At 36.1% G+C, this 18,751-nt stretch carries 16 protein-coding genes, 1 other RNA gene and 1 pseudogene; 11 read left to right on the top strand and 7 right to left on the bottom strand.

Annotated features, from left to right (window positions below):
* Positions 1 to 9: 9 nt before the first annotated feature.
* On the bottom strand, positions 10 to 993 hold the full coding sequence (locus ABWU55_RS03795; protein ID WP_353286546.1) for an NAD(P)H-dependent glycerol-3-phosphate dehydrogenase: 984 nt from the start codon (positions 991 to 993) through the stop codon (positions 10 to 12).
* 325 nt (positions 994 to 1,318) lie between these two features.
* Between ABWU55_RS03795 and ABWU55_RS03800 the strand changes: the two genes are divergently transcribed.
* Positions 1,319 to 2,089 (top strand): response regulator transcription factor, encoded by a 771-nt coding sequence (locus ABWU55_RS03800; protein WP_010962797.1) that lies wholly within the window; start codon positions 1,319 to 1,321, stop codon positions 2,087 to 2,089.
* Between the two features lie 51 nt (positions 2,090 to 2,140).
* On the opposite strand, the gene rnpB is transcribed toward ABWU55_RS03800, so the two are convergent.
* Positions 2,141 to 2,490: RNase P RNA component class A (rnpB, locus tag ABWU55_RS03805), an RNA gene on the bottom strand.
* Between the two features lie 157 nt (positions 2,491 to 2,647).
* A complete protein-coding gene (locus ABWU55_RS03810) occupies positions 2,648 to 3,433 on the bottom strand; it encodes a hypothetical protein (protein WP_353286143.1) in 786 nt (261 codons plus the stop codon).
* 66 nt (positions 3,434 to 3,499) lie between these two features.
* Between ABWU55_RS03810 and ABWU55_RS03815 the strand changes: the two genes are divergently transcribed.
* A protein-coding gene (locus tag ABWU55_RS03815; RefSeq protein WP_156518142.1) for an IS630 family transposase occupies positions 3,500 to 4,359 on the top strand; the annotation gives its coding sequence in 2 pieces (ribosomal slippage) (positions 3,500 to 3,824 and positions 3,824 to 4,359; 861 coding nt in all).
* A 29-nt stretch (positions 4,360 to 4,388) separates the two neighbouring features.
* Here the strand turns inward: ABWU55_RS03815 and ABWU55_RS07845 are convergent.
* Positions 4,389 to 5,701, bottom strand: a pseudogene (locus ABWU55_RS07845) (hypothetical protein); the annotation flags it as partial.
* Between the two features lie 224 nt (positions 5,702 to 5,925).
* Between ABWU55_RS07845 and nuoE the strand changes: the two are divergent.
* From nuoE to ABWU55_RS03845, 4 genes are all read left to right on the top strand, one after another.
* Positions 5,926 to 6,426 (top strand): NADH-quinone oxidoreductase subunit NuoE, encoded by a 501-nt coding sequence (gene nuoE, locus ABWU55_RS03830; RefSeq protein ID WP_264329512.1) that lies wholly within the window; start codon positions 5,926 to 5,928, stop codon positions 6,424 to 6,426.
* A complete protein-coding gene (gene tgt, locus ABWU55_RS03835) occupies positions 6,427 to 7,641 on the top strand; it encodes a tRNA guanosine(34) transglycosylase Tgt (RefSeq protein WP_151807958.1) in 1,215 nt (404 codons plus the stop codon).
* A 147-nt stretch (positions 7,642 to 7,788) separates the two neighbouring features.
* A protein-coding gene (locus ABWU55_RS03840) for an IS630 family transposase (RefSeq protein WP_353286146.1) occupies positions 7,789 to 8,636 on the top strand; the annotation gives its coding sequence in 2 pieces (ribosomal slippage) (positions 7,789 to 8,113 and positions 8,113 to 8,636; 849 coding nt in all).
* A 108-nt stretch (positions 8,637 to 8,744) separates the two neighbouring features.
* Positions 8,745 to 9,062, top strand: coding sequence for a hypothetical protein (locus ABWU55_RS03845; protein ID WP_010082444.1), 318 nt, complete (start codon positions 8,745 to 8,747; stop codon positions 9,060 to 9,062).
* Positions 9,063 to 9,068: 6 nt separating this feature from the next.
* Here ABWU55_RS03845 and ABWU55_RS03850 read toward each other — a convergent pair whose 3' ends face one another.
* From ABWU55_RS03850 to ABWU55_RS03860, 3 genes are all read right to left on the bottom strand, one after another.
* Positions 9,069 to 10,340: a M16 family metallopeptidase gene (locus ABWU55_RS03850; RefSeq protein ID WP_010962800.1), complete on the bottom strand. Its 1,272-nt coding sequence runs from the start codon at positions 10,338 to 10,340 to the stop codon at positions 9,069 to 9,071.
* The gene (locus ABWU55_RS03855) at positions 10,337 to 10,957 is read right to left on the bottom strand and encodes a superoxide dismutase (RefSeq protein ID WP_010082437.1); all 621 of its coding nucleotides are present in this window, start codon (positions 10,955 to 10,957) and stop codon (positions 10,337 to 10,339) included. Before ABWU55_RS03855 ends, ABWU55_RS03850 begins: the two co-directional genes overlap by 4 nt.
* A gap of 660 nt (positions 10,958 to 11,617) precedes the next feature.
* The gene (locus ABWU55_RS03860) at positions 11,618 to 11,743 is read right to left on the bottom strand and encodes a hypothetical protein (protein ID WP_341811037.1); all 126 of its coding nucleotides are present in this window, start codon (positions 11,741 to 11,743) and stop codon (positions 11,618 to 11,620) included.
* Positions 11,744 to 11,973: 230 nt separating this feature from the next.
* Here ABWU55_RS03860 and ABWU55_RS03865 point away from each other — a divergent pair, with 230 nt between their 5' ends.
* From ABWU55_RS03865 to ABWU55_RS03885, 5 genes are all read left to right on the top strand, one after another.
* Positions 11,974 to 13,380 (top strand): cytochrome ubiquinol oxidase subunit I, encoded by a 1,407-nt coding sequence (locus ABWU55_RS03865; protein WP_353286563.1) that lies wholly within the window; start codon positions 11,974 to 11,976, stop codon positions 13,378 to 13,380.
* The gene (gene cydB / locus ABWU55_RS03870) at positions 13,373 to 14,395 is read left to right on the top strand and encodes a cytochrome d ubiquinol oxidase subunit II (RefSeq protein ID WP_010962802.1); all 1,023 of its coding nucleotides are present in this window, start codon (positions 13,373 to 13,375) and stop codon (positions 14,393 to 14,395) included. The genes ABWU55_RS03865 and cydB overlap by 8 nt, the downstream gene beginning before the upstream one ends.
* 250 nt (positions 14,396 to 14,645) lie before the next feature.
* Positions 14,646 to 15,530: a GTPase Era gene (gene era, locus ABWU55_RS03875; protein WP_010082484.1), complete on the top strand. Its 885-nt coding sequence runs from the start codon at positions 14,646 to 14,648 to the stop codon at positions 15,528 to 15,530.
* Positions 15,523 to 16,344: a 3'-5' exonuclease gene (locus ABWU55_RS03880; protein WP_006279435.1), complete on the top strand. Its 822-nt coding sequence runs from the start codon at positions 15,523 to 15,525 to the stop codon at positions 16,342 to 16,344. The genes era and ABWU55_RS03880 overlap by 8 nt, the downstream gene beginning before the upstream one ends.
* 207 nt (positions 16,345 to 16,551) lie before the next feature.
* Positions 16,552 to 18,531 (top strand): porin, encoded by a 1,980-nt coding sequence (locus tag ABWU55_RS03885; protein WP_353286147.1) that lies wholly within the window; start codon positions 16,552 to 16,554, stop codon positions 18,529 to 18,531.
* Positions 18,532 to 18,751 lie beyond the last annotated feature (220 nt).

Genomic DNA, 18,751 nt, shown 5'->3' on the forward strand with positions numbered 1-18,751 from the left:
AATACAAAATTAACTTACAAGAACAGAAATAGTATCCTCTATAGAGGCGCTTTCATACAATAATCTATAGACCGCTTCACATATAGGCATTTTTATCTTTAGCTTTCCTGCTAAATTAAATATGGACTCAGCAGTGCTAAAACCTTCAATCACTGACTTGCCTTCTGACAAAATCTGCTGAACATTAAAGCCATTGTCACTATTACCTATTTTAAACCCAAAAGATAAGTTTCTTGAATTCAAGGATGTGCATGTCATAATTAGGTCACCCAGACATGCTGGCCCAAGTAGTGTATTTATATCCACACTACCGTCACCAATTTTTGCTGAGTATAAAGCCTTAATTTCGCTCATACTTTTCGTAATCAATGCTGCATGAGCATTAAACCCAAGTTTACTACCTAGAACAATCCCACACGCTATAGCAAAAACGTTCTTTAACGCTGCACAAATCTGTACTCCTATAATGTCGTTACTAAACTCCAATTTAACATTTTCTTGTTGCAGCTCTGATACTAGCTTTGAACCTAATGTGTTATTTTGGCATGCAAGAACCATTGAATAGGGTAATTTTCTTGCAACTTCTACAGCAAAGCTAGGACCTGAAAAAATAGCAATAGGATTGTTAGGTAAAATTTCATTTACTATTTCACTAGGTAATTTTAATGTAGACTTTTCTATTCCCTTACAAGCTAAAATTATTGCTACATCTTTTTTCAGATTACAATTATGCAATTGCTGACATACCTTCCTCAGAGACTGAGTGGGAACAGCGAGGATTGTTACTGAAGCATTAATTATGTCTTCAATAGCCAATTTTACTGACACATTATCAGAAATTCGACAACCGGGTAGCTTGTCACTTTCTCTTTTCCCGTTGATTGATTCAAATGTAGTTTCATTGTGAGTCCACAAAATCACATCTTTCTTACTACCTAATGAAATTGCGATTGCTGTACCCCATGCACCAGCACCTAAAATTGATATTGCCACACAATATTCCTGAAAATATTACTTATACTTTAAAATAGTAGGATAAGTAAATTAAAAATATAACACAGACATATAGAATAGTTAAATATTTATTAACCGAAGTATTCTTTTAATAATAGTAACTTTAATTCAATATTTACTAAAAATATTATTACTATCATGGTATGTCTATTATATTTTAGATCTATTTATATAACTTTGGAACAATATATTTACTATTAATTAATAAGTGTAATTTTGATCATTTGTTAATAAAAATTTGATTTATTACTTTCCTTAGTTATATATATTACTAAAATTATAAATTATTTATGGGGTGTAAAATATGCGTATATTATTAATTGAAGATGATCAAGTAAGTGCAAAGACTGTAGTTAACGCCTTAACTTCTGATGGACACTTCTGTGACGTTGTTACTTCTGCACAAGATTATAACAATAATATGGTTTCCTCAAACGGAGATTACTATGACCTAGTTATTTTAGATATACACTTACCTGGTGATATTGACGGATATGATATATTGTTAAGACTAAGAAGTGCAAAAATCAAAGTTCCTGTCTTAATACTTTCATGCATATCCGCTGTCAATCACAAAGCTAAAGGACTCGGGTATGGTGCCGATGATTACTTAACCAAGCCATTTCATAAAAGCGAGTTATTAGCTCGAATTAAGGCCATAGTGCGTCGTACTAAAGGCCATCCTGAATCGGTGATAAAGATTGGTAATATAAATATCAATTTTGATCACAGGGTTGTTGAGGTGAAAGGTAAAACGGTTCACCTTACTAATAAAGAGTATTCTATGATAGAATTGCTAGCACTGCGTAAAGGAACAGTACTAACAAAAGAAATGTTCTTAAATCATCTTTACAATGGCTTGGATGAACCTTCAGATAACAAGATAGTTGATGTTTTTATGTGCAAATTACGTAAGAAACTTGAAAGTGCAAATGATGGAAAAAGCCACATAGAAACCGTTTGGGGCAGAGGGTATGTTCTGAAAGAGTATATTGATGATGATGAATATTCTAATGTTAATGTAGGCGAAAGTAGTGATGGCTATCAAGCAGAACAAGTGAAGGACAACGCATGAAATGCCTACACATTTAAATATAGCATGGCTTATATCGCACGTATCATGTGAACGCCTAGGTGAAATATAAGCCGAGTTCTGTTTATGTAGCTATTTATCTGGAGTAAATGTTACCATTTACCGCATGCGATTTACCCGAGTAGATATGAGGAAAACATAAAATCTACTTCTATTTAATCTTGCTCCTAGTGTTGGTTACTCGACTACCAATGTTGCCATTGCCATGGTGTGCTCTTACCACACCTTTTCACCCTTACCTAAAAATATTTTAGGCGGTAATTTTCTGTAGCCCTATAACTGGAGTTACCTCCGGCGGGCATTACCCGTCACTATTTTTCCTTGGAGCCCGGACTTTCCTCTGCTATGTTTATCACACAACAGCAGCTACTTATTTCACCTAGGAATTATACTTTAACATGAAAATCACAAAAGCAAAAGACAATTTCCTAACAGTCTACATATTAAAAACATTTAGACAAATAGCTAAAGGTGATATTCCGGCACATCATCACTATCCCAAGATAAGCTTTTTTCACTTTTAGACTCCGCTTCAGTTAGTCAAGAGCCTGGTCCACCGCTTGAAGACGATGAGCTACTTCTTGATCGACTACTACTTTCTACTGATATACTATTTAGCACTGTTTCAGATTGATATATAGTTCGCATTCTGTTACCAGTGGTAAAAATTTCTTCATCGCTACTTGAAGATGATCGCCTTCTATAACCCAAATCAGTTAGTTCTAATACAGGAGCAGCATTACGACCCTTAACATATCTATATGCTATGAATCCTATAATTCCAACAATACCTATTGCTCCAACCAAAGATCCCCCTATCATTCCTGCCTTATTAGACCCTATAGCAAGTTGAGTAGGTTGTGGTGAAGAAGTAGACTGAGGAAGTAAAGTCGTGGTGAATATAGGAGTTGTTGACTCTTTTGTTCTAGTACTTGGTATACTAAATACTGTTTGTGTAGTTTTCTCTGAGCTTGTTGTTGGCGCAGTTGGTTCCACTGTTACTGTGCTTGTTTGAGTCGTTGACTCTGTTGAAGGTTTATTCGTTGTAGAAGTAGGTGCAACGGCTTCTGTTGTTGGCTTCACTGTTACTGTACTTGTTTGAGTCGTTGACTCTGTTGAAGGTTTACTCATCGTAGAAGTCGACGCACCAGTCGCTGCTGTAGGTTTTACAGTACTTGTCTCAGTCCCTGAAGTTACTATCGGCACACTAGTTGACGTTGTAGCAACCGTGGTCGCTTGTGAAGTAGTAGTTGTTTTTGCTACTGTCGTTGACTCCGTTGAAGGTTTACTTATTGTAGAAGTAGGTGCAACGGCTTCCGTTGTCAATTTATAGCTCTTTCCACAGAAGTCCGGATATGATAAGATAAGGATAGATGGCGATAAGGAGGTTGGATGCCGGCAGCATATAGTTATGATTTAAGAAAAAAAGCAATGGAAGCACTAGACGAAGGGGAAAGCAGAGAAGCAGTGGCAGCAAGATTTAAAATTGGACGAACTACTTTGTGGGAGTGGCAGCAAAGAAAAAAAGAAACAGGCGACTTTCAGTCAAAAAAACTCGGTAATGGAGGTTACAATCAGAAAATTATCGACTGGAATAAGTTTATCGAATTTGCTAAAAAACACGGTAGAAAAACTCTGTCGGAAATGGCTAAACTTTGGGGCAACGTTAGTATCCAAACGATCCACCGAGCTCTCAGAAAAATTGGATTTACGCGCAAAAAAAGACATATGGATACAAGGAAAGGAACGAAGAAAAACGTGCTGAATTCTTAAAAATTATAGCAACAAAAGAACCAGAAAACTTAGTGTATATAGATGAGTCTGGGATTGATAACACGGAGGACTATCCATATGGGTATTGCCAGAAAGGACAGCGATTTTATGCCCTAAAATCTGGAAAAAAAACTCAACGAATCAGCATGGTTGCAGCCTTAAGTAGAAGAAAGATAGTTGCTCCATTAACATTTGAAGGCCACTGTAATATGGATATTTTTAATGGATGGTTTGAGCAATTTTTGGCACCGATCTTAGAACCTGGACAAACTGTCATTCTTGATAATGCTACTTTTCATAAGTCTGATAAGCTTATCAAGCTCGCTAAAGGAGTCGGTGCAGAAATTTTGTATCTGCCGCCTTATTCTCCAGATTTTAACAAAATTGAGCATCATTGGTTTGCTATAAAAAACAGAGCCAGGAAAAACATTCCTCTATTCGAATCCTTTCGTCGTGCTGTTGATTCTGCCTTCCTATGACCTATTCGGACTATTATGAGAAATGCTATAGTAGTCTTCACAGCGTCGGTTTCTGCTGTGCTAGTAATTGCAGCAGTCGGCGTCTTCTTAGAAGTCACAACCGTTTCTGCAACAGTTATAGGAGCCACGGTACTACTAGAAATAATATCTGGCGTTAATCGACCGTTAATGATATTAACAAAATCACTGAGAGTTTTGATGCTATTTGCCGGTATTATTGTTGCTTCAGAAGATTTTCCAGAGCCGTTTTGATTAAAAGTTACAATATTTTCTCCACTTACCGCAGTTACGATAAAACCACCCTGACCGTTGCCTTTAATATATAATTGCTCTATAGGATCTGTAAATTGATAGATAGGAAAATCTGACACTGATCCATTTTTAAGTAGAGTTGCTATATGTAACCTCTGCTCATTAGCTGATTGGTCATTTTCAAGAAAAGCAACTAGATCATTTCCTTCCGTTTGTTCAACATACTGCAAAAAGCTTATTTCATGTTCTCTAGAAAGAGATAGTGCTTTATTATCTATTTGACCTTTTCGATTACCAAGTAAAAAGCCATTAACTCCATCCTTCAGACCCTGAATCACTTTAGCCATATCAAATTTAAAAATACGTGTTTTTCTCACCTCTTGATTTTCCTTAGTAATCCTTTTGCTCACTTGCGAATAAAGCATCGTGTTTCCATTTAATGCCAATTGCCCCTGATTATCAAAATTGAACAATTTTCTTTCTGTAACACCTTTTTCTCCAGTCAATACCTTAAATTTTCCGCTCTCGCTTGACTTTAAGACCAAGAAACTAAAGTTTGATCCTTTAAGTTATGGGCGATTACAATTACGTCACCATTACCAACTTTCACTGCTCTTGGTTGAAAGTAACTATTGCCCACATTTGCAAGACTATTATTATCAATATTCTTTTGTAATTTTCTTTTATCTAAATGTTCAACTGAAGGAGTATTAACTGATTGTTTAATTCCGTAAGTGTTAAAAGATAAGCCTTTAACGCATTTTTCTCCTTCTTCGCTAATTCCTTCTTCAGGAAAGATAACTCCAACTTTATCTATTTCAGCTGAATCTTCTATTAATGTGAGAGATAATTGATCTTTGAATTCATTTGCTACGCTGATATTTGTACCACATTCGTATGTTTTTGATTGATATAATGGACTAATAAGTAATTTTACTTTACTGCTCCCATTACCATTATCTTGATAGCTGAGTCCGTAAGCAACTCCATTCCCCTCAATTAATTCTACGTTTGTTGGATTAAAACCTATCGCTTCTTTAATTTCCGGTGTATTTGAGTTGATCCCGAGCAATCTTCTTAATATAGACATAATTTTATTTAAAATATTAATAAAATGCTATTATGATTACTCCTGTGTGTTAATGTCAATGAAAATTTTAACTAAAATTAAAAAATTAATATAATATTTTATACTAAAAGGTAAATATAAGCTTGAAGAGGGCTAAGAAGCTTTATGCTATTTCTCAAAAAACCAACAATTGCAATCATTGGTTCTACAGGTATAATCTGTTAAAGTTTACACGAGTCTCATGAATGATAGAAAAAGAAGAGCAGTTTAGTTTTACATCAGAAAACCTCAAGAAAGCGGGAAAGTTTATAGAGATGTATCCCAAAGGTAGAGAAGGTAGTGCTGTTATGCCTTTACTATATCTGGTTCAAGAGCAATGCGGATGGGTTTCTGAATCTGCTATGCGTTATGTTGCTGATATGCTGCATATTCCACATATTCGTGTATATGAAGTGGCAAATTTTTACACCATGTATAATTTAAAACCAGTAGGCAAATATCTAATACAAATTTGTAGAACAACTCCTTGCTGGTTGTGCAATAGTGAAGAAGTTTTAAATACCTTAAAAAAAAAACTTGGAATCAATATCGGTGAGACTACTAAAGATAATTTGTTCACTTTAAAAGAAGTTGAATGCCTAGGTGCATGCGTTAATGCTCCCGTTGTGCAGATCAATAATGACTTCTATGAAAATCTTACTCCTGAGAAAGTAGAAAACATCATAACAGAACTTTCAGGCAAATAGATGAAAGAAGAATTTTCATTCAAGAGAATCAAGCAATCAGGTTCTGCAAGAGTTGGAACAATTAAAACTCCAAATGGAAGCGTAGAAACCCCCGCTTTTATATTCTGCGCAACAAAAGCTGCAATTAAAGCTGCAGATATTGAAAGAATAAGTGAAGCTGGTACCCAAATCATACTTTCCAACACCTATCACCTAATGCTTCAACCAGGAGAGAATACTGTTGCAAAACTTGGTGGTTTGCGCAAGATGATAGGATGGAATGGGCCAATGCTAACTGACTCAGGTGGATATCAGATATTTAGCTTAGGCCACGGATCAGTTTCGGAAGAGATAAAAGGAATAAGAAAAAAACAAAAAACTTTGATCAAAATTAATGAGGATGGGGCAATTTTTCGTTCTTACATTAATGGTAAAATTTATTGCTTAACTCCTGAAAAATCTGTACAAATTCAACAGAAATTAGGTGCAGATTTAATCCTAGTTTTAGATGAATGCACTCCATTTCACGTAAGCAAAGAATACACAGCAAAATCAATGCTCATGAGCCACAGATGGGCTGAACGTTCTTTAAATGAATTTGAAAAAAACAATAATGGCAAGCAGGCACTGTATGGAATTAGTCAAGGCGGAGTGTATCAAGATTTACGTAGAGAAAGTTGTGATTTTATCAACGATTTGCCATTTTTTGGTCAAGCAATAGGTGGATCACTTGGTCAAAGTAAAGAGCAGATGCATGATGTAGTTTCTTTCACTATGGACCACCTGAAAAAAGACAGGCCTACTCATTTGCTTGGTATTGGTGGAATTGTGGACATCTTTCGCGGAGTAGAGCTTGGAATTGACACGTTTGATTGCGTGCATCCAACCCGCTTAGCAAGGCATGGTGGCGCACTTGTTAAAGTAAAAAACAGAAATTCTATTTCTTCAAAGTGCAAAGAGCATATTAATTTGCGGAATCAACGATTTGAGCTGGACAACAACCCAATTGAAAGTGACTGTTTATGTTTTACCTGCAGAAAACATTCAAGAGCTTATATACACCATTTACTGAAAGCTAAAGAGCTCCTGGCTTACACGCTCGTTACCATTCATAATATTTTCTTTATGAATAAGTTAATGGCATCAATAAGGCAGGCTATATTAGATGATAGGCTAGATCGGGAGAAAAATAATTGGATTAGTGAGATACCACTACACTGTGAATTATACACCTAGTTCATATTTTTCTACGCTTATTTTATATTCCCTAAAACAGAAAAAGCCTTCCTCTTCCTACTCTTTCTTCCTTGGCTAATCCATATAGCTCTTTCCACAGAAGTCCGGATATGATAAGATAAGGATAGATGGCGATAAGGAGGTTGGATGCCGGCAGCATATAGTTATGATTTAAGAAAAAAAGCAATGGAAGCACTAGACGAAGGGGAAAGCAGAGAAGCAGTGGCAGCAAGATTTAAAATTGGACGAACTACTTTGTGGGAGTGGCAGCAAAGAAAAAAAGAAACAGGCGACTTTCAGTCAAAAAAACTCGGTAATGGAGGTTACAATCAGAAAATTATCGACTGGAATAAGTTTATCGAATTTGCTAAAAAACACGGTAGAAAAACTCTGTCGGAAATGGCTAAACTTTGGGGCAACGTTAGTATCCAAACGATCCACCGAGCTCTCAGAAAAATTGGATTTACGCGCAAAAAAAGACATATGGATACAAGGAAAGGAACGAAGAAAAACGTGCTGAATTCTTAAAAATTATAGCAACAAAAGAACCAGAAAACTTAGTGTATATAGATGAGTCTGGGATTGATAACACGGAGGACTATCCATATGGGTATTGCCAGAAAGGACAGCGATTTTATGCCCTAAAATCTGGAAAAAAAACTCAACGAATCAGCATGGTTGCAGCCTTAAGTAGAAGAAAGATAGTTGCTCCATTAACATTTGAAGGCCACTGTAATATGGATATTTTTAATGGATGGTTTGAGCAATTTTTGGCACCGATCTTAGAACCTGGACAAACTGTCATTCTTGATAATGCTACTTTTCATAAGTCTGATAAGCTTATCAAGCTCGCTAAAGGAGTCGGTGCAGAAATTTTGTATCTGCCGCCTTATTCTCCAGATTTTAACAAAATTGAGCATCATTGGTTTGCTATAAAAAACAGAGCCAGGAAAAACATTCCTCTGACCTATTCGGACTATTATGAGAAATGCTAATAGTTAGCGTCTTTTGCACATGTGCGTTGCATTTTTTAATCTTCTTTAAAAACTTGACAATACATGACAACACTGGTATGTTAAAAATATAGTTTTTGTGAGGTATTTATGGTTAACAATAAAGAAAAACATCAAATAGCGTTTTGCGTTTCAGCCGTTACATTCTTAGCTGGGTTATCATTAATCGCAACTGCAATTGCAGTGGGTACCGTACCTGCTATAGCTGCTTGTCTAGTGATAGGAGGAATTTTGACTGTCTTGTCTGGTGTGCAAGCAGTAGAAAGCTATTTATTTTTACGAAACAGCGAGAAAACTTTGAATAAACTGATAAGTAATATACGCGATGAACCAGAAAGCAAACTTTTTATAGAAAGGATTTTGCAACCGTTCATTGAACTTTTTAGTGAGCTTAAGCAACATAATTAAAGTACACTAAGCTTTAAGCATAGAAACCACTTTATCGTAACTTGGCAATGATTCAATTTCTCCAATTGCAGCTAGAGTGGTTTTTTCATGCTGAGATAACAATTCTTCTGCTGCTTTTTTTACGTTAGCAGTGGTAACTGCACTAATTTTTTCTATTAATTCATTTTTACTGATGTACCTATTATAGTTACCGTAGTAGTGTCCCAATGTTTCAGCACGTGAGCTAACACTTTCGCGTGACATTAAAATTTGGGATTTTACTCGCTCTTTCACTCTATTTACTTCTTCTTCCTTCAGATCATCTGTAGACAACTTCTTCAACTCTGTCGTTATAGATTTTAAAAGCTTATCTAAGTTACTACTGTCTGTACCAGCAAAAATGGAAAACATTCCTGTATTAGTATAGCTGGAATTAAATGAATAAACAGAGTAAGCTAATCCCTGCTTTTCCCTTACTTCCTGAAATAAACGTGATGACATTCCGCTCCCTAATATAGAATCAAGCACTTGAAACGTGTGATATTTATCGTCATGGCGAGAAACACTAGGTAGACCAATTAGCAAGTGTACCTGATCTAATTTACGATGTTCTAAATACTCACCACCAGTACAGCTCGCATTTTGGCTTTTTTTCAGCTTTTTAGAATGAATCTTTGAGAGAAAATCTTTGGTTAATGCAACAACTTCTTCATGTTCAACATTTCCTGCAACGGCAAATAGCATATTCTCACCAAAGTAATGCTCATTTATGTAATTATCTAGATCTCCTCGAGTAAAAGATTTTACAGTATTTTGCGTGCCTAAGATTGACCTACCAAATGGTTGGTCTTTATAAGCTGCCTCAAAATATTTGTCGAAAATAATGTCACTTGGTGAATCATTAGTTTGAAAAATCTCTTGTATTACAACACCCTTCTCACGTTCCAATTCATCTTCTGGAAACGTGGAATTCATCAATATATCTATTAATATATCAATACCAGTTTTTATGTCTTTCTTGAGGACTTTTGCATAATAGGTGGTGCTTTCCCTACCGGTGCTAGCGTTGAAAACTCCACCTATGTCATCAAAAGCTTTTGCAATTTCAAAGGCAGTTCTTGTCTTCGTCCCTTTGAAAGCCATGTGTTCTAAAAAATGGGATATTCCATTTTGCTTTGCACTTTCTGCTCTACTGCCAACACCAACTCGTATGCTTAAAGCTACGGAATCAATATCACGCACCTGCTCAGTTATTATGCGCAGACCATTATCTAATTTTGTTACCCGGGGTATATTCATCTCATATATTCTTCTAAGTTCTCTTCTGCAAAATCCCAATTAATCAAATGATCAAGGAAAACTTTTATGTAGTCAATTCTACGGTTTTGACAATCTAAATAATAGGCGTGCTCCCACACATCCATAGTGAGTAGTGGCACTTGGCCATAAATTATTGGCAAATCTGCATTTGGAGTCTTGGTGATTTTGAGCTTTCCTAACCTACCTTTTTCGAGCACTAACCATACCCATCCACTGCCAAACTGGCTTACTCCATGACTCGAAAATTCTTCATAAAATTTATCAAAGCCACCGATATCGTCTTGAATTTTTTTTGCTAGAAGACTACCATCTTTAGGCTTACCACCACCATTTTTTTTCATTGAATTCCAATAAAAAGTGTGATTCCAAACTTGTGCTGCATTATTAAATATAGGCAAGTTGCCGCTATTACCATGCACTTTTGTTATTAATTCCTCAATTTTTACATGTTGATAATCCGTATTTTCAACTAGCTCATTGAGTTTATTTAAATATCCTTTATGGTGCTTATCATAATGAAAATCTAAGGTTTTTGCAGATATATAAGGCTCCAAAGCTGTTTTATCGTATGGTAATTCAGGTAAAGTAAAACTCATAAAAACCTCTTTATTTCTAACCTACTTGGATGGTAGGGCAATATATGCTTTTGTGCAACATATAATTAATAGCTAAAACATTTAGGTATCTATTGCATTATTCTAAATTATACTACAATAACGATTATTATATAAGCCATAGAAATGGATTAAATGCAAAAGTTACTTGACACCCTTCGCCAACCCCCTTATCATGAAACTGAAGCTATTTATTTATCTTCTCTGTACAGATTAAATGACAAAAAAACTCACGTATCTGGCGTCTCATGCTTAATTTTTTGCACTATGTGCACCTTATGTCTTATAAAATTTCTACCTACATAAGCTGAAACGCGCTTATAAAGCGTTTAAAACATAAAAAAACGCCAACTTAAAAAATGGATAGTGAATAACTAGCTACCCTAGGGTTTCTTTTGCCTTTTTTTCTGTTTAGTAAATTTCTTAACGTTTATAATTTAGATTAGTTGCGGTTTAAAAGTAGCTGAATCGCGGTTATTAAACGTTTAGAATAAAAAAACGCCATACTTGAAAGTATAATGTAAGTAATTAGCCAACCACGGGGCTTCTTTTGCCTTTTTCTCCGCTTGGTAAATTTCTTAATGTTTATACGGAAGGTGTCATTCCAGCGCGTGACGCTGGAATCCCCAAAAAAGGATGATGTCATCCGAGTAGCTGACACTGGGATCCAGTTTTCCATATAATCTCATCGAAAACGTTGTAACCACTTTCTATGCTAGTTTGCTTGTGAGCAACCTGGATCCCAGTGTCTGGACACTGGGATGACATCATAGGGGCGCTGGCCTGACAATCGTCATTCCGCTACGTGTTAGCGGGATCTAGAGATACCGTGACGGTATGACAAGGGAGAACAGTTGTATTCCTGCACAATTTATTCTCATGACAAAAACGTCTTAACTTTCTCTCTACTTTTTCTGGGTAAGGTCAATTTTGTGAAAAAATGGATTGAATTATAGGTAGATTTGGCTATTATTTGTAATACATGGGTATTGGATAAAATGTTTGAATTTAGTTCTGTGCTGCTAGCTCGAATTCAGTTTGCCTTCACAATAGGCTTTCACATTATATTTCCTGCTTTCACGATCGGGCTTGCAAGTTTTCTAGCCTTTTTGGAATGGTGTTGGCTTAATACTGGTGATACACGTTTCCGTGATGTTTATAAATTCTGGATCAAGATTTTTGCCGTTGCTTTTGGCATGGGAGTGGTATCTGGAGTTGTAATGTCATATCAACTTGGTACCAATTGGTCGATTTTTTCTGACCGCATAGCCAATGTTCTCGGCCCTCTATTTTCCTTTGAGGTTTTAACAGCCTTTTTTCTGGAGGCATCTTTTTTGAGTATTATGCTATTTGGATGGAATAGAGTAAGTTCTCGTATGCACTTTGCTTCTACTTGTATTGTTGCAGTGGGAACGCTTATTTCAGCTTTTTGGATTATTGCAGCCAACAGTTGGATACAAACACCCGCTGGATTCACGATTGGTGAGAATGGTCTCCTATATCCAACCAATTGGTTAGAGATTATTTTTAATCCTTCTTTCCCTTATCGCTTTATTCATATGGTAACAGCAGCCTATCTTACAACAGCTTTTGTGGTTGGTGGTGTAGGAGCATTTTATCTTTGGAGAAAACGACATGCTCCTCAAGCAAGAATTATGCTTGGTATGGCAACCATTATGGTAGCTTTAGCTGCACCATTTCAGCTGTTCATGGGAGATAGGCATGGATTAAATACACTAAAGCATCAACCTGCTAAGATTGCTGCAATGGAAGGTATATGGGAAACCGAAAAAGGGGCTGGCTTACTTTTATTTGCTTATCCGGATCAGCAAAATGAAATTAATCACTACGAGATAAAAATTCCTAATCTTGCCAGCTTGATCTTAACACATGATTTTTTAGGAGAAGTAAAAGGATTAAAGGAATGGAAAAAAGAAGATAGACCACCTGTAGTATGGGTATTCTGGTCCTTCCGTATAATGGTTGGAGTTGGAATTTTAATGATCATAATTGGGTCAGTAAGTGTTATACAGTATCTTCGTGGCAAATTATTCCAAAGTTGTTTCTTACATGGATGGTGGATATCAATGATGCCGTCTGGGTTCATAGCGTTACTTGCAGGTTGGTTTACTACTGAAATTGGCCGTCAACCTTACACTGTATATGGAATTATGCGCACAATTGAATCATTTTCATCTGCGATTACCGGTCCTCAGGTTGCATGGTCTTTGATTGCATTTATCGTTATGTATACCCTTATATTTGGAGCAGGTAGTTACTATATTCTGAAACTTATATACAAAGGAATTCCTGTCATTAAAGAAGAAGAGCAATTTTATAAACACGGTATTGGAGCTTCAGTGATTGATGCTGGTACATCTGGAAAGGACAACAATCATGTTTGATTTTTCTTCCTTAATTAATTTACCCCTAATCTGGGGATTACTAATTGCCATAGCTGTTTTACTGTATATTTTAATGGATGGGTTTGATTTAGGTATTGGTATTTTACTTCCTTTTGCACCGTCAGATAAATGCCGTGATCACATGATAAGCTCAATTGCACCATTTTGGGATGGAAACGAAACATGGTTGGTATTGGGTGGTGGAGGGTTGTTTGCTGCTTTTCCTCTTGCATATTCAATATTAATGCCTGCTTTTTATATTCCAATCATTATTATGCTGCTTGGCCTTATAGTGCGCGGAGTATCCTTTGAGTTTCGTTTTAAGGCAGAAGGAAAATACAGGCGATTATGGGATTATGCCTTTCATTTTGGGTCACTTGGTGCTGCATTTTGCCAAGGCATGATTTTAGGTGCATTTATACATGGTGTAGAAGTAAACGGACGCAACTTTTCTGGTGGCCAATTTGATTGGGCAAGTGCTTTTAGTGTAATGACAGGCATTGCTGTGATATTTGGATATGCACTTTTAGGTTCTACATGGCTCATAATGAAGACAGAAAATATAACACAAGAATGGGCACGCAAGGTTGCTTCTTATACGCTTGGTTTTGTAGGTATTTTCATGGGACTAGTGAGTGTAGTGACACCATTTTTAAATGAACGTATTAAAAACTTTTGGTTTAGCATGCCAAATTTTTATTATTTATTTTCTATTCCATTACTCACATCTTGGCTATTTTTCATGCTGTGGTTTGATCTTCAGAATACTAAACGGGAGTACCGTCCATTCTTTCTCAGTATTGCTATTTTTTTTATGGGATATTTAGGTTTAGGAATTAGTATCTACCCATGGATTATACCTTTTCAATATACCATTCTGGATGCAGCCGCTTCTGGGCCAAGTTTATCTTTAATGCTCATTGTTATAATACCGCTTTTACCAATCATTTTAACTTACACTGGTTATTGCTATTATGTCTTTCGTGGAAAATCAAATTATGAACACACATATTAAGGAGTTAGTGACCTTATGGTTAAAACGTTACCCTTAAATCAAGCAGTCGTTCAGGCAATGGCGTCAACTCAAGAACCTTCATTAGCAAACCCTCCTATGGATTTTCTGAAAAGTTTTTGAGTATATTGTATTTTTAATTTGTAGAATAAGTTTTTTTCCTTTTTGCATGCTAACCAAAAAGGGTTCTGTCATCCTTCTTGTCATATAAGTAGCTTGACGCGGGCATTCAGTTTTCTTTATAATTTTCTTTGTGAAAGAACAAAAATGCTTATTTGTAACCATAGCTGGCTTACCAAATGCTGGGAAGTCTACATTAATTAACAGCATCATAGGCAAGAAAATTGCAATTGTCACCCCTAAAGTGCAAACAACAAGGACGCAAATAAGGGGTGTTGCAACATGCAACAACACACAAATTGTCTTTACTGACTCCCCAGGAATTTTCTCAGCAGAAACAAAACTTGAAAAAGCTTTAGTCAAATCTGCATGGTCGGCAGTTAAGGATAGTGACATCACTTTGTTGCTTGTTGATGTAAGCAATTATTTGAAAAATATAGAAAGAATTAAGACTATATTTATGCGGCTGCAGCGCACAAAAGGCAGATGCATTTTGGTTATCAATAAAACTGATTTGGTAAAAAGGCCTGAATTAAAGATGGCGCATGAGCATCTGAATTTGCTTTATAAATTTGAAAAGGTTTTTATGATATCAGCATTAAAGAATGATGGACTTTCTGATTTGATGAATTACTTGTCTGAAGTTGCATCGGTGAGCCCCTGGTTTTATGAAGAAGATCAAATAACCGATTCCTCGACAAATTTTTTATCAGCAGAAATTACGAGAGAAAAATTATTCTTGAACTTGCGTGAAGAATTGCCATACTCTACAGCTGTTATAACTGAACAATTTGAGGAAAAAAAAGATAAGAGTTTAGTCATCAAACAGATCATATTTGTGTTGAAAGATAGTCATAAAAAAATAGTACTAGGAAAAGATGGCAGTAATATTAAAAAAATTAATATCGAAGCGCGTGCTGAACTAGAAAAATTATTTGAGTGCAAGGTACACCTCTTTTTATTTGTGAAAGTGCGACCTTGGATCGACCGTCCGGAGGAGTATATAGGCAATGCTTAATTCTTTATTGGTATTTGATATTGAAACTATACCAGATGTAAATTCCTGCAAAAATTTACTCAATATTAGTGATGATAGTAGTGTAGAAGAGAAGAGGGATGCATTAACAAAATATCATCTTGAAATAACAAACGGGCAAAACTCTTTTCTGCGTCAGCCTTTTCACCTTGTTGTAGTTATTAGTTTTTTACTTTGCAATATAAGCTACCAGAGTGGTTATGAGGTGTTCACACTGCAAGAAATAAGATCTGGAGGCACACTAAATTCCAGTGAAAAGGAGCTAGTGAAAGGATTTTTTAACTACATATCAGAGAAAAAGCCAAGATTAGTTTCGTTCAACGGACGCACTTTTGATATACCAGTGCTGAAGTATCGTGCTATGGTCCATGGCATTCAAGCAGAATATTTTCATAAAGCTGGCGATAAGTGGAATAGTTACAATCAGAGATATAGCAGTGATTGGCATTGTGATTTGCTTGAATCCCTCTCTGATTTTGGAGCTTCTGCGAGAGTAAAAATGAACGAAGTTTGTGCAGCATTTAATCTTCCTGGTAAGATTGGAGTTGATGGGTCACAAGTTATGGACTTATACGATAGCGGCAAGATACAAGAGATTCGAGATTATTGTGAAACAGATGTAATTAACACTTATTTGATTTACTTAAGGTTCATGCATCATCAGGGAAGGATTACTACTGAAAGCTACAACAAAAGTGTGGAAGAGCTGCTTTTAGAGTGCGAAAAAAAAGAATACCTAAAGAAATTTAAAGAAGAATGGCAAATAACTTGTGGTGGAAAAATTTTACTTCCATAGAATAAATAGTCGAGTTATAATGCACTAACAAGCGAACCTCTGTACTAAATTTTGGTTAATATACACGTTGAGCATATTAAGAAAGTTGCTTTTAAGGTATTGCATTTTACTTTTATTTTCGTTATAAGGTTGCTTTAAGTTGAATTTTCAACATTTTTATACTATTTACATTTAAGATATGATTTCGAAATTTTTTGGGGGCACTTCATGAAAAAGTCTATGTATACTAGAACTGCTCTAGTTTCTTTATTAACTTTATGTTCTTTCAGCAGTTTTGCAGCTGACTTTCCTGATGAGAGTATGAAGGAAATAAAAAAGCAAGAGAGCACAAAAACTTCTGGAAAAACAGAAGTTATGAAAACATCAAATAAAAAACTGAAAGAAAAGATGGACAGAATATGTAATGCTGATCCAAGAAAAAAAGCTGAAGAGCTTAAGAAAAAGGAAGAGATGAGATTAGCAGCCGAGCAGAAGAAAAAAGAGGAGATCAGGCTAGCAAATGAGAAAAAAGCAAAGCTTATAGAGGATTCAAAAGCGAAAGCTCTAAACGCTAAGAATTCTAATATAGAAAAAGGTAAAGTTTCAAAAACTAAGCGTTCTAAAACTAAGAATGCTAAAGTTGAAGCTAAAGATGTAAAGAAGGATATAAAAGTTGTTAACAAAAATACAGAGGAAAAAGGTAAGGCAAGTCCTGTTGTTTCAGTTGGTGGAGTTGATATTATCGATACCAATCAAGGGCAAAGTAATTTAAGAATAACTTTTGGTGGTGTTGTTGATGCTCAAGGTTATGGCAAAGCTGGACCAAGTGGCGCAGATTATAAACGTTATAACGTTATGCCAAACAGATCTACAGAGTATTATAATGCCACTCCAGATATAACAAAAGGAGCAAATCCAATATTCTATGAAGGAATAGGAAATATTGGTGATTACAGCAACGATATGGGTATGATTGCTGATGCAATATTGCACCTCAGAGCAGAAAATAAGAATGAAGATTTAGGTCTTCTTTATGGTGCTGACGTGCAGTTTCATGTCCCAGTGACCGAAGGTAAGGGAGCTTCACAGGGTGTTTATGCTGCAAAAGGCAGAAGTGCGCATGTGTTTGTTAACTCAAAATATGGTGACGTGAAGCTTGGTTACCAATTTGGTCCTGAGGCTCTGATGAGGCTTGATGCAACAAGAATTGCGACTGTTGACGGAGCTGCAGATAGTGACTGGTTCAGAAAAGTGAACTTAGAAGGAAGCGCTGCTAGCTTTCCATTTTATGTAACACCACGTCTTTACACTGAAAGTTTTTCGAGTGAAAGTGAAAAATTCTCTTTCCGTATGGCAGGGAAATATAACAAAGGCGTTATGACTACACTGCCATTTAGAGTTGCTTACTACTCACCAAATTATATGGGCGCAAGATTTGGTATCAGCTACTCACCTCGTTATGATAGTGGTTTGTTTACTGTAAAAGAAACAGTTTCAGAAGATAAAGGCGGTAAGATAGAACATAAGGAAACGATAAAGCATGTCGGCCCAGACTATGAGCACATAGTAAGTGCTGGTGCATCATATGAATATGACTTTGATAAACATAACATAAAAGTTAAAACTTCTGCAGTTGGTGAATATGGCTTTCCAAAGCAACCAAGTAAAGATAAGCATCTTTATAAGGAATTTGTGGAGTATAATGACCTGATGGGTGTTAATTTTGGTGTAAGCGCTGATTATAAGATTAATGAAGATCAAGGCGTAAAGTTTGCTGCCTCTTTTGCATACTTGGGCAAATCTGGTCAACCGAAGGGTGTTAAAAAATTAATTGGTGATACCTATACGAAAATTGATAGTAAAGATGCTACTGATGGCAAAAGAGTGGAAGGGCTGAAAGCTCAATTTGGTAAAGATAGTATAGATACCATGTATTGGACTGTAGGAGCTGGGTATCAACATGAGAATATCTACACAAGTTTGACGTATTTTGGCAGCAGAATGAATGACAAAGATATGCTTCATGATGGTGCACTTGGCGTTCAATATGATCTGTCTCCTGCATGCAGTAAGAACAAATTTGTTCCTTACGCAGCTCTCCATTATTTTATGACTAACGAAACAGGTAAGCTGAAAGATGAGTCTGATGCTGATGTACCTTCTAACCAAGGAATTCTCCTTCTTACTGGTGTGAAGTTTTCTTTCTAACCAGCCAGTACACACCACAGTTAACTGTGGTGTATTCTTGTCTGTTAGTGTTTATTTGTCGATCAAATAAACATATGGTGTCCTCTCTCCTGTCATCCCAGTGCCCAGACACTGGGATCCAGCTTTCCATGCAACTTCATCAAAAGCGTTTATTCAGCATAAGATCAGCCACTTTTTATGCTCACCAAATCAGTTTGCTTACTTACAAGCAAAATTTCCT

The organism is Wolbachia endosymbiont (group A) of Crataerina pallida (assembly GCF_964028475.1).
Lineage (GTDB): Bacteria > Pseudomonadota > Alphaproteobacteria > Rickettsiales > Anaplasmataceae > Wolbachia > Wolbachia pipientis.

What these genes read in the sequence shown, in the direction of transcription:
- ABWU55_RS03800 (WP_010962797.1), top strand. Translation starts at nt 1,319, where the DNA reads ATGCGTATATTATTAATTGAAGATGATCAAGTAAGTGCAAAGACTGTA.
- nuoE (WP_264329512.1), top strand. Translation starts at nt 5,926, where the DNA reads ATGATAGAAAAAGAAGAGCAGTTTAGTTTTACATCAGAAAACCTCAAG.
- tgt (WP_151807958.1), top strand. Translation starts at nt 6,427, where the DNA reads ATGAAAGAAGAATTTTCATTCAAGAGAATCAAGCAATCAGGTTCTGCA.
- ABWU55_RS03845 (WP_010082444.1), top strand. Translation starts at nt 8,745, where the DNA reads ATGGTTAACAATAAAGAAAAACATCAAATAGCGTTTTGCGTTTCAGCC.
- ABWU55_RS03850 (WP_010962800.1), bottom strand. Translation starts at nt 10,340, where the DNA reads ATGAATATACCCCGGGTAACAAAATTAGATAATGGTCTGCGCATAATA.
- ABWU55_RS03855 (WP_010082437.1), bottom strand. Translation starts at nt 10,957, where the DNA reads ATGAGTTTTACTTTACCTGAATTACCATACGATAAAACAGCTTTGGAG.
- ABWU55_RS03860 (WP_341811037.1), bottom strand. Translation starts at nt 11,743, where the DNA reads ATGTCATCCCAGTGTCCAGACACTGGGATCCAGGTTGCTCACAAGCAA.
- ABWU55_RS03865 (WP_353286563.1), top strand. Translation starts at nt 11,974, where the DNA reads ATGTTTGAATTTAGTTCTGTGCTGCTAGCTCGAATTCAGTTTGCCTTC.
- cydB (WP_010962802.1), top strand. Translation starts at nt 13,373, where the DNA reads ATGTTTGATTTTTCTTCCTTAATTAATTTACCCCTAATCTGGGGATTA.
- ABWU55_RS03880 (WP_006279435.1), top strand. Translation starts at nt 15,523, where the DNA reads ATGCTTAATTCTTTATTGGTATTTGATATTGAAACTATACCAGATGTA.
- ABWU55_RS03885 (WP_353286147.1), top strand. Translation starts at nt 16,552, where the DNA reads ATGAAAAAGTCTATGTATACTAGAACTGCTCTAGTTTCTTTATTAACT.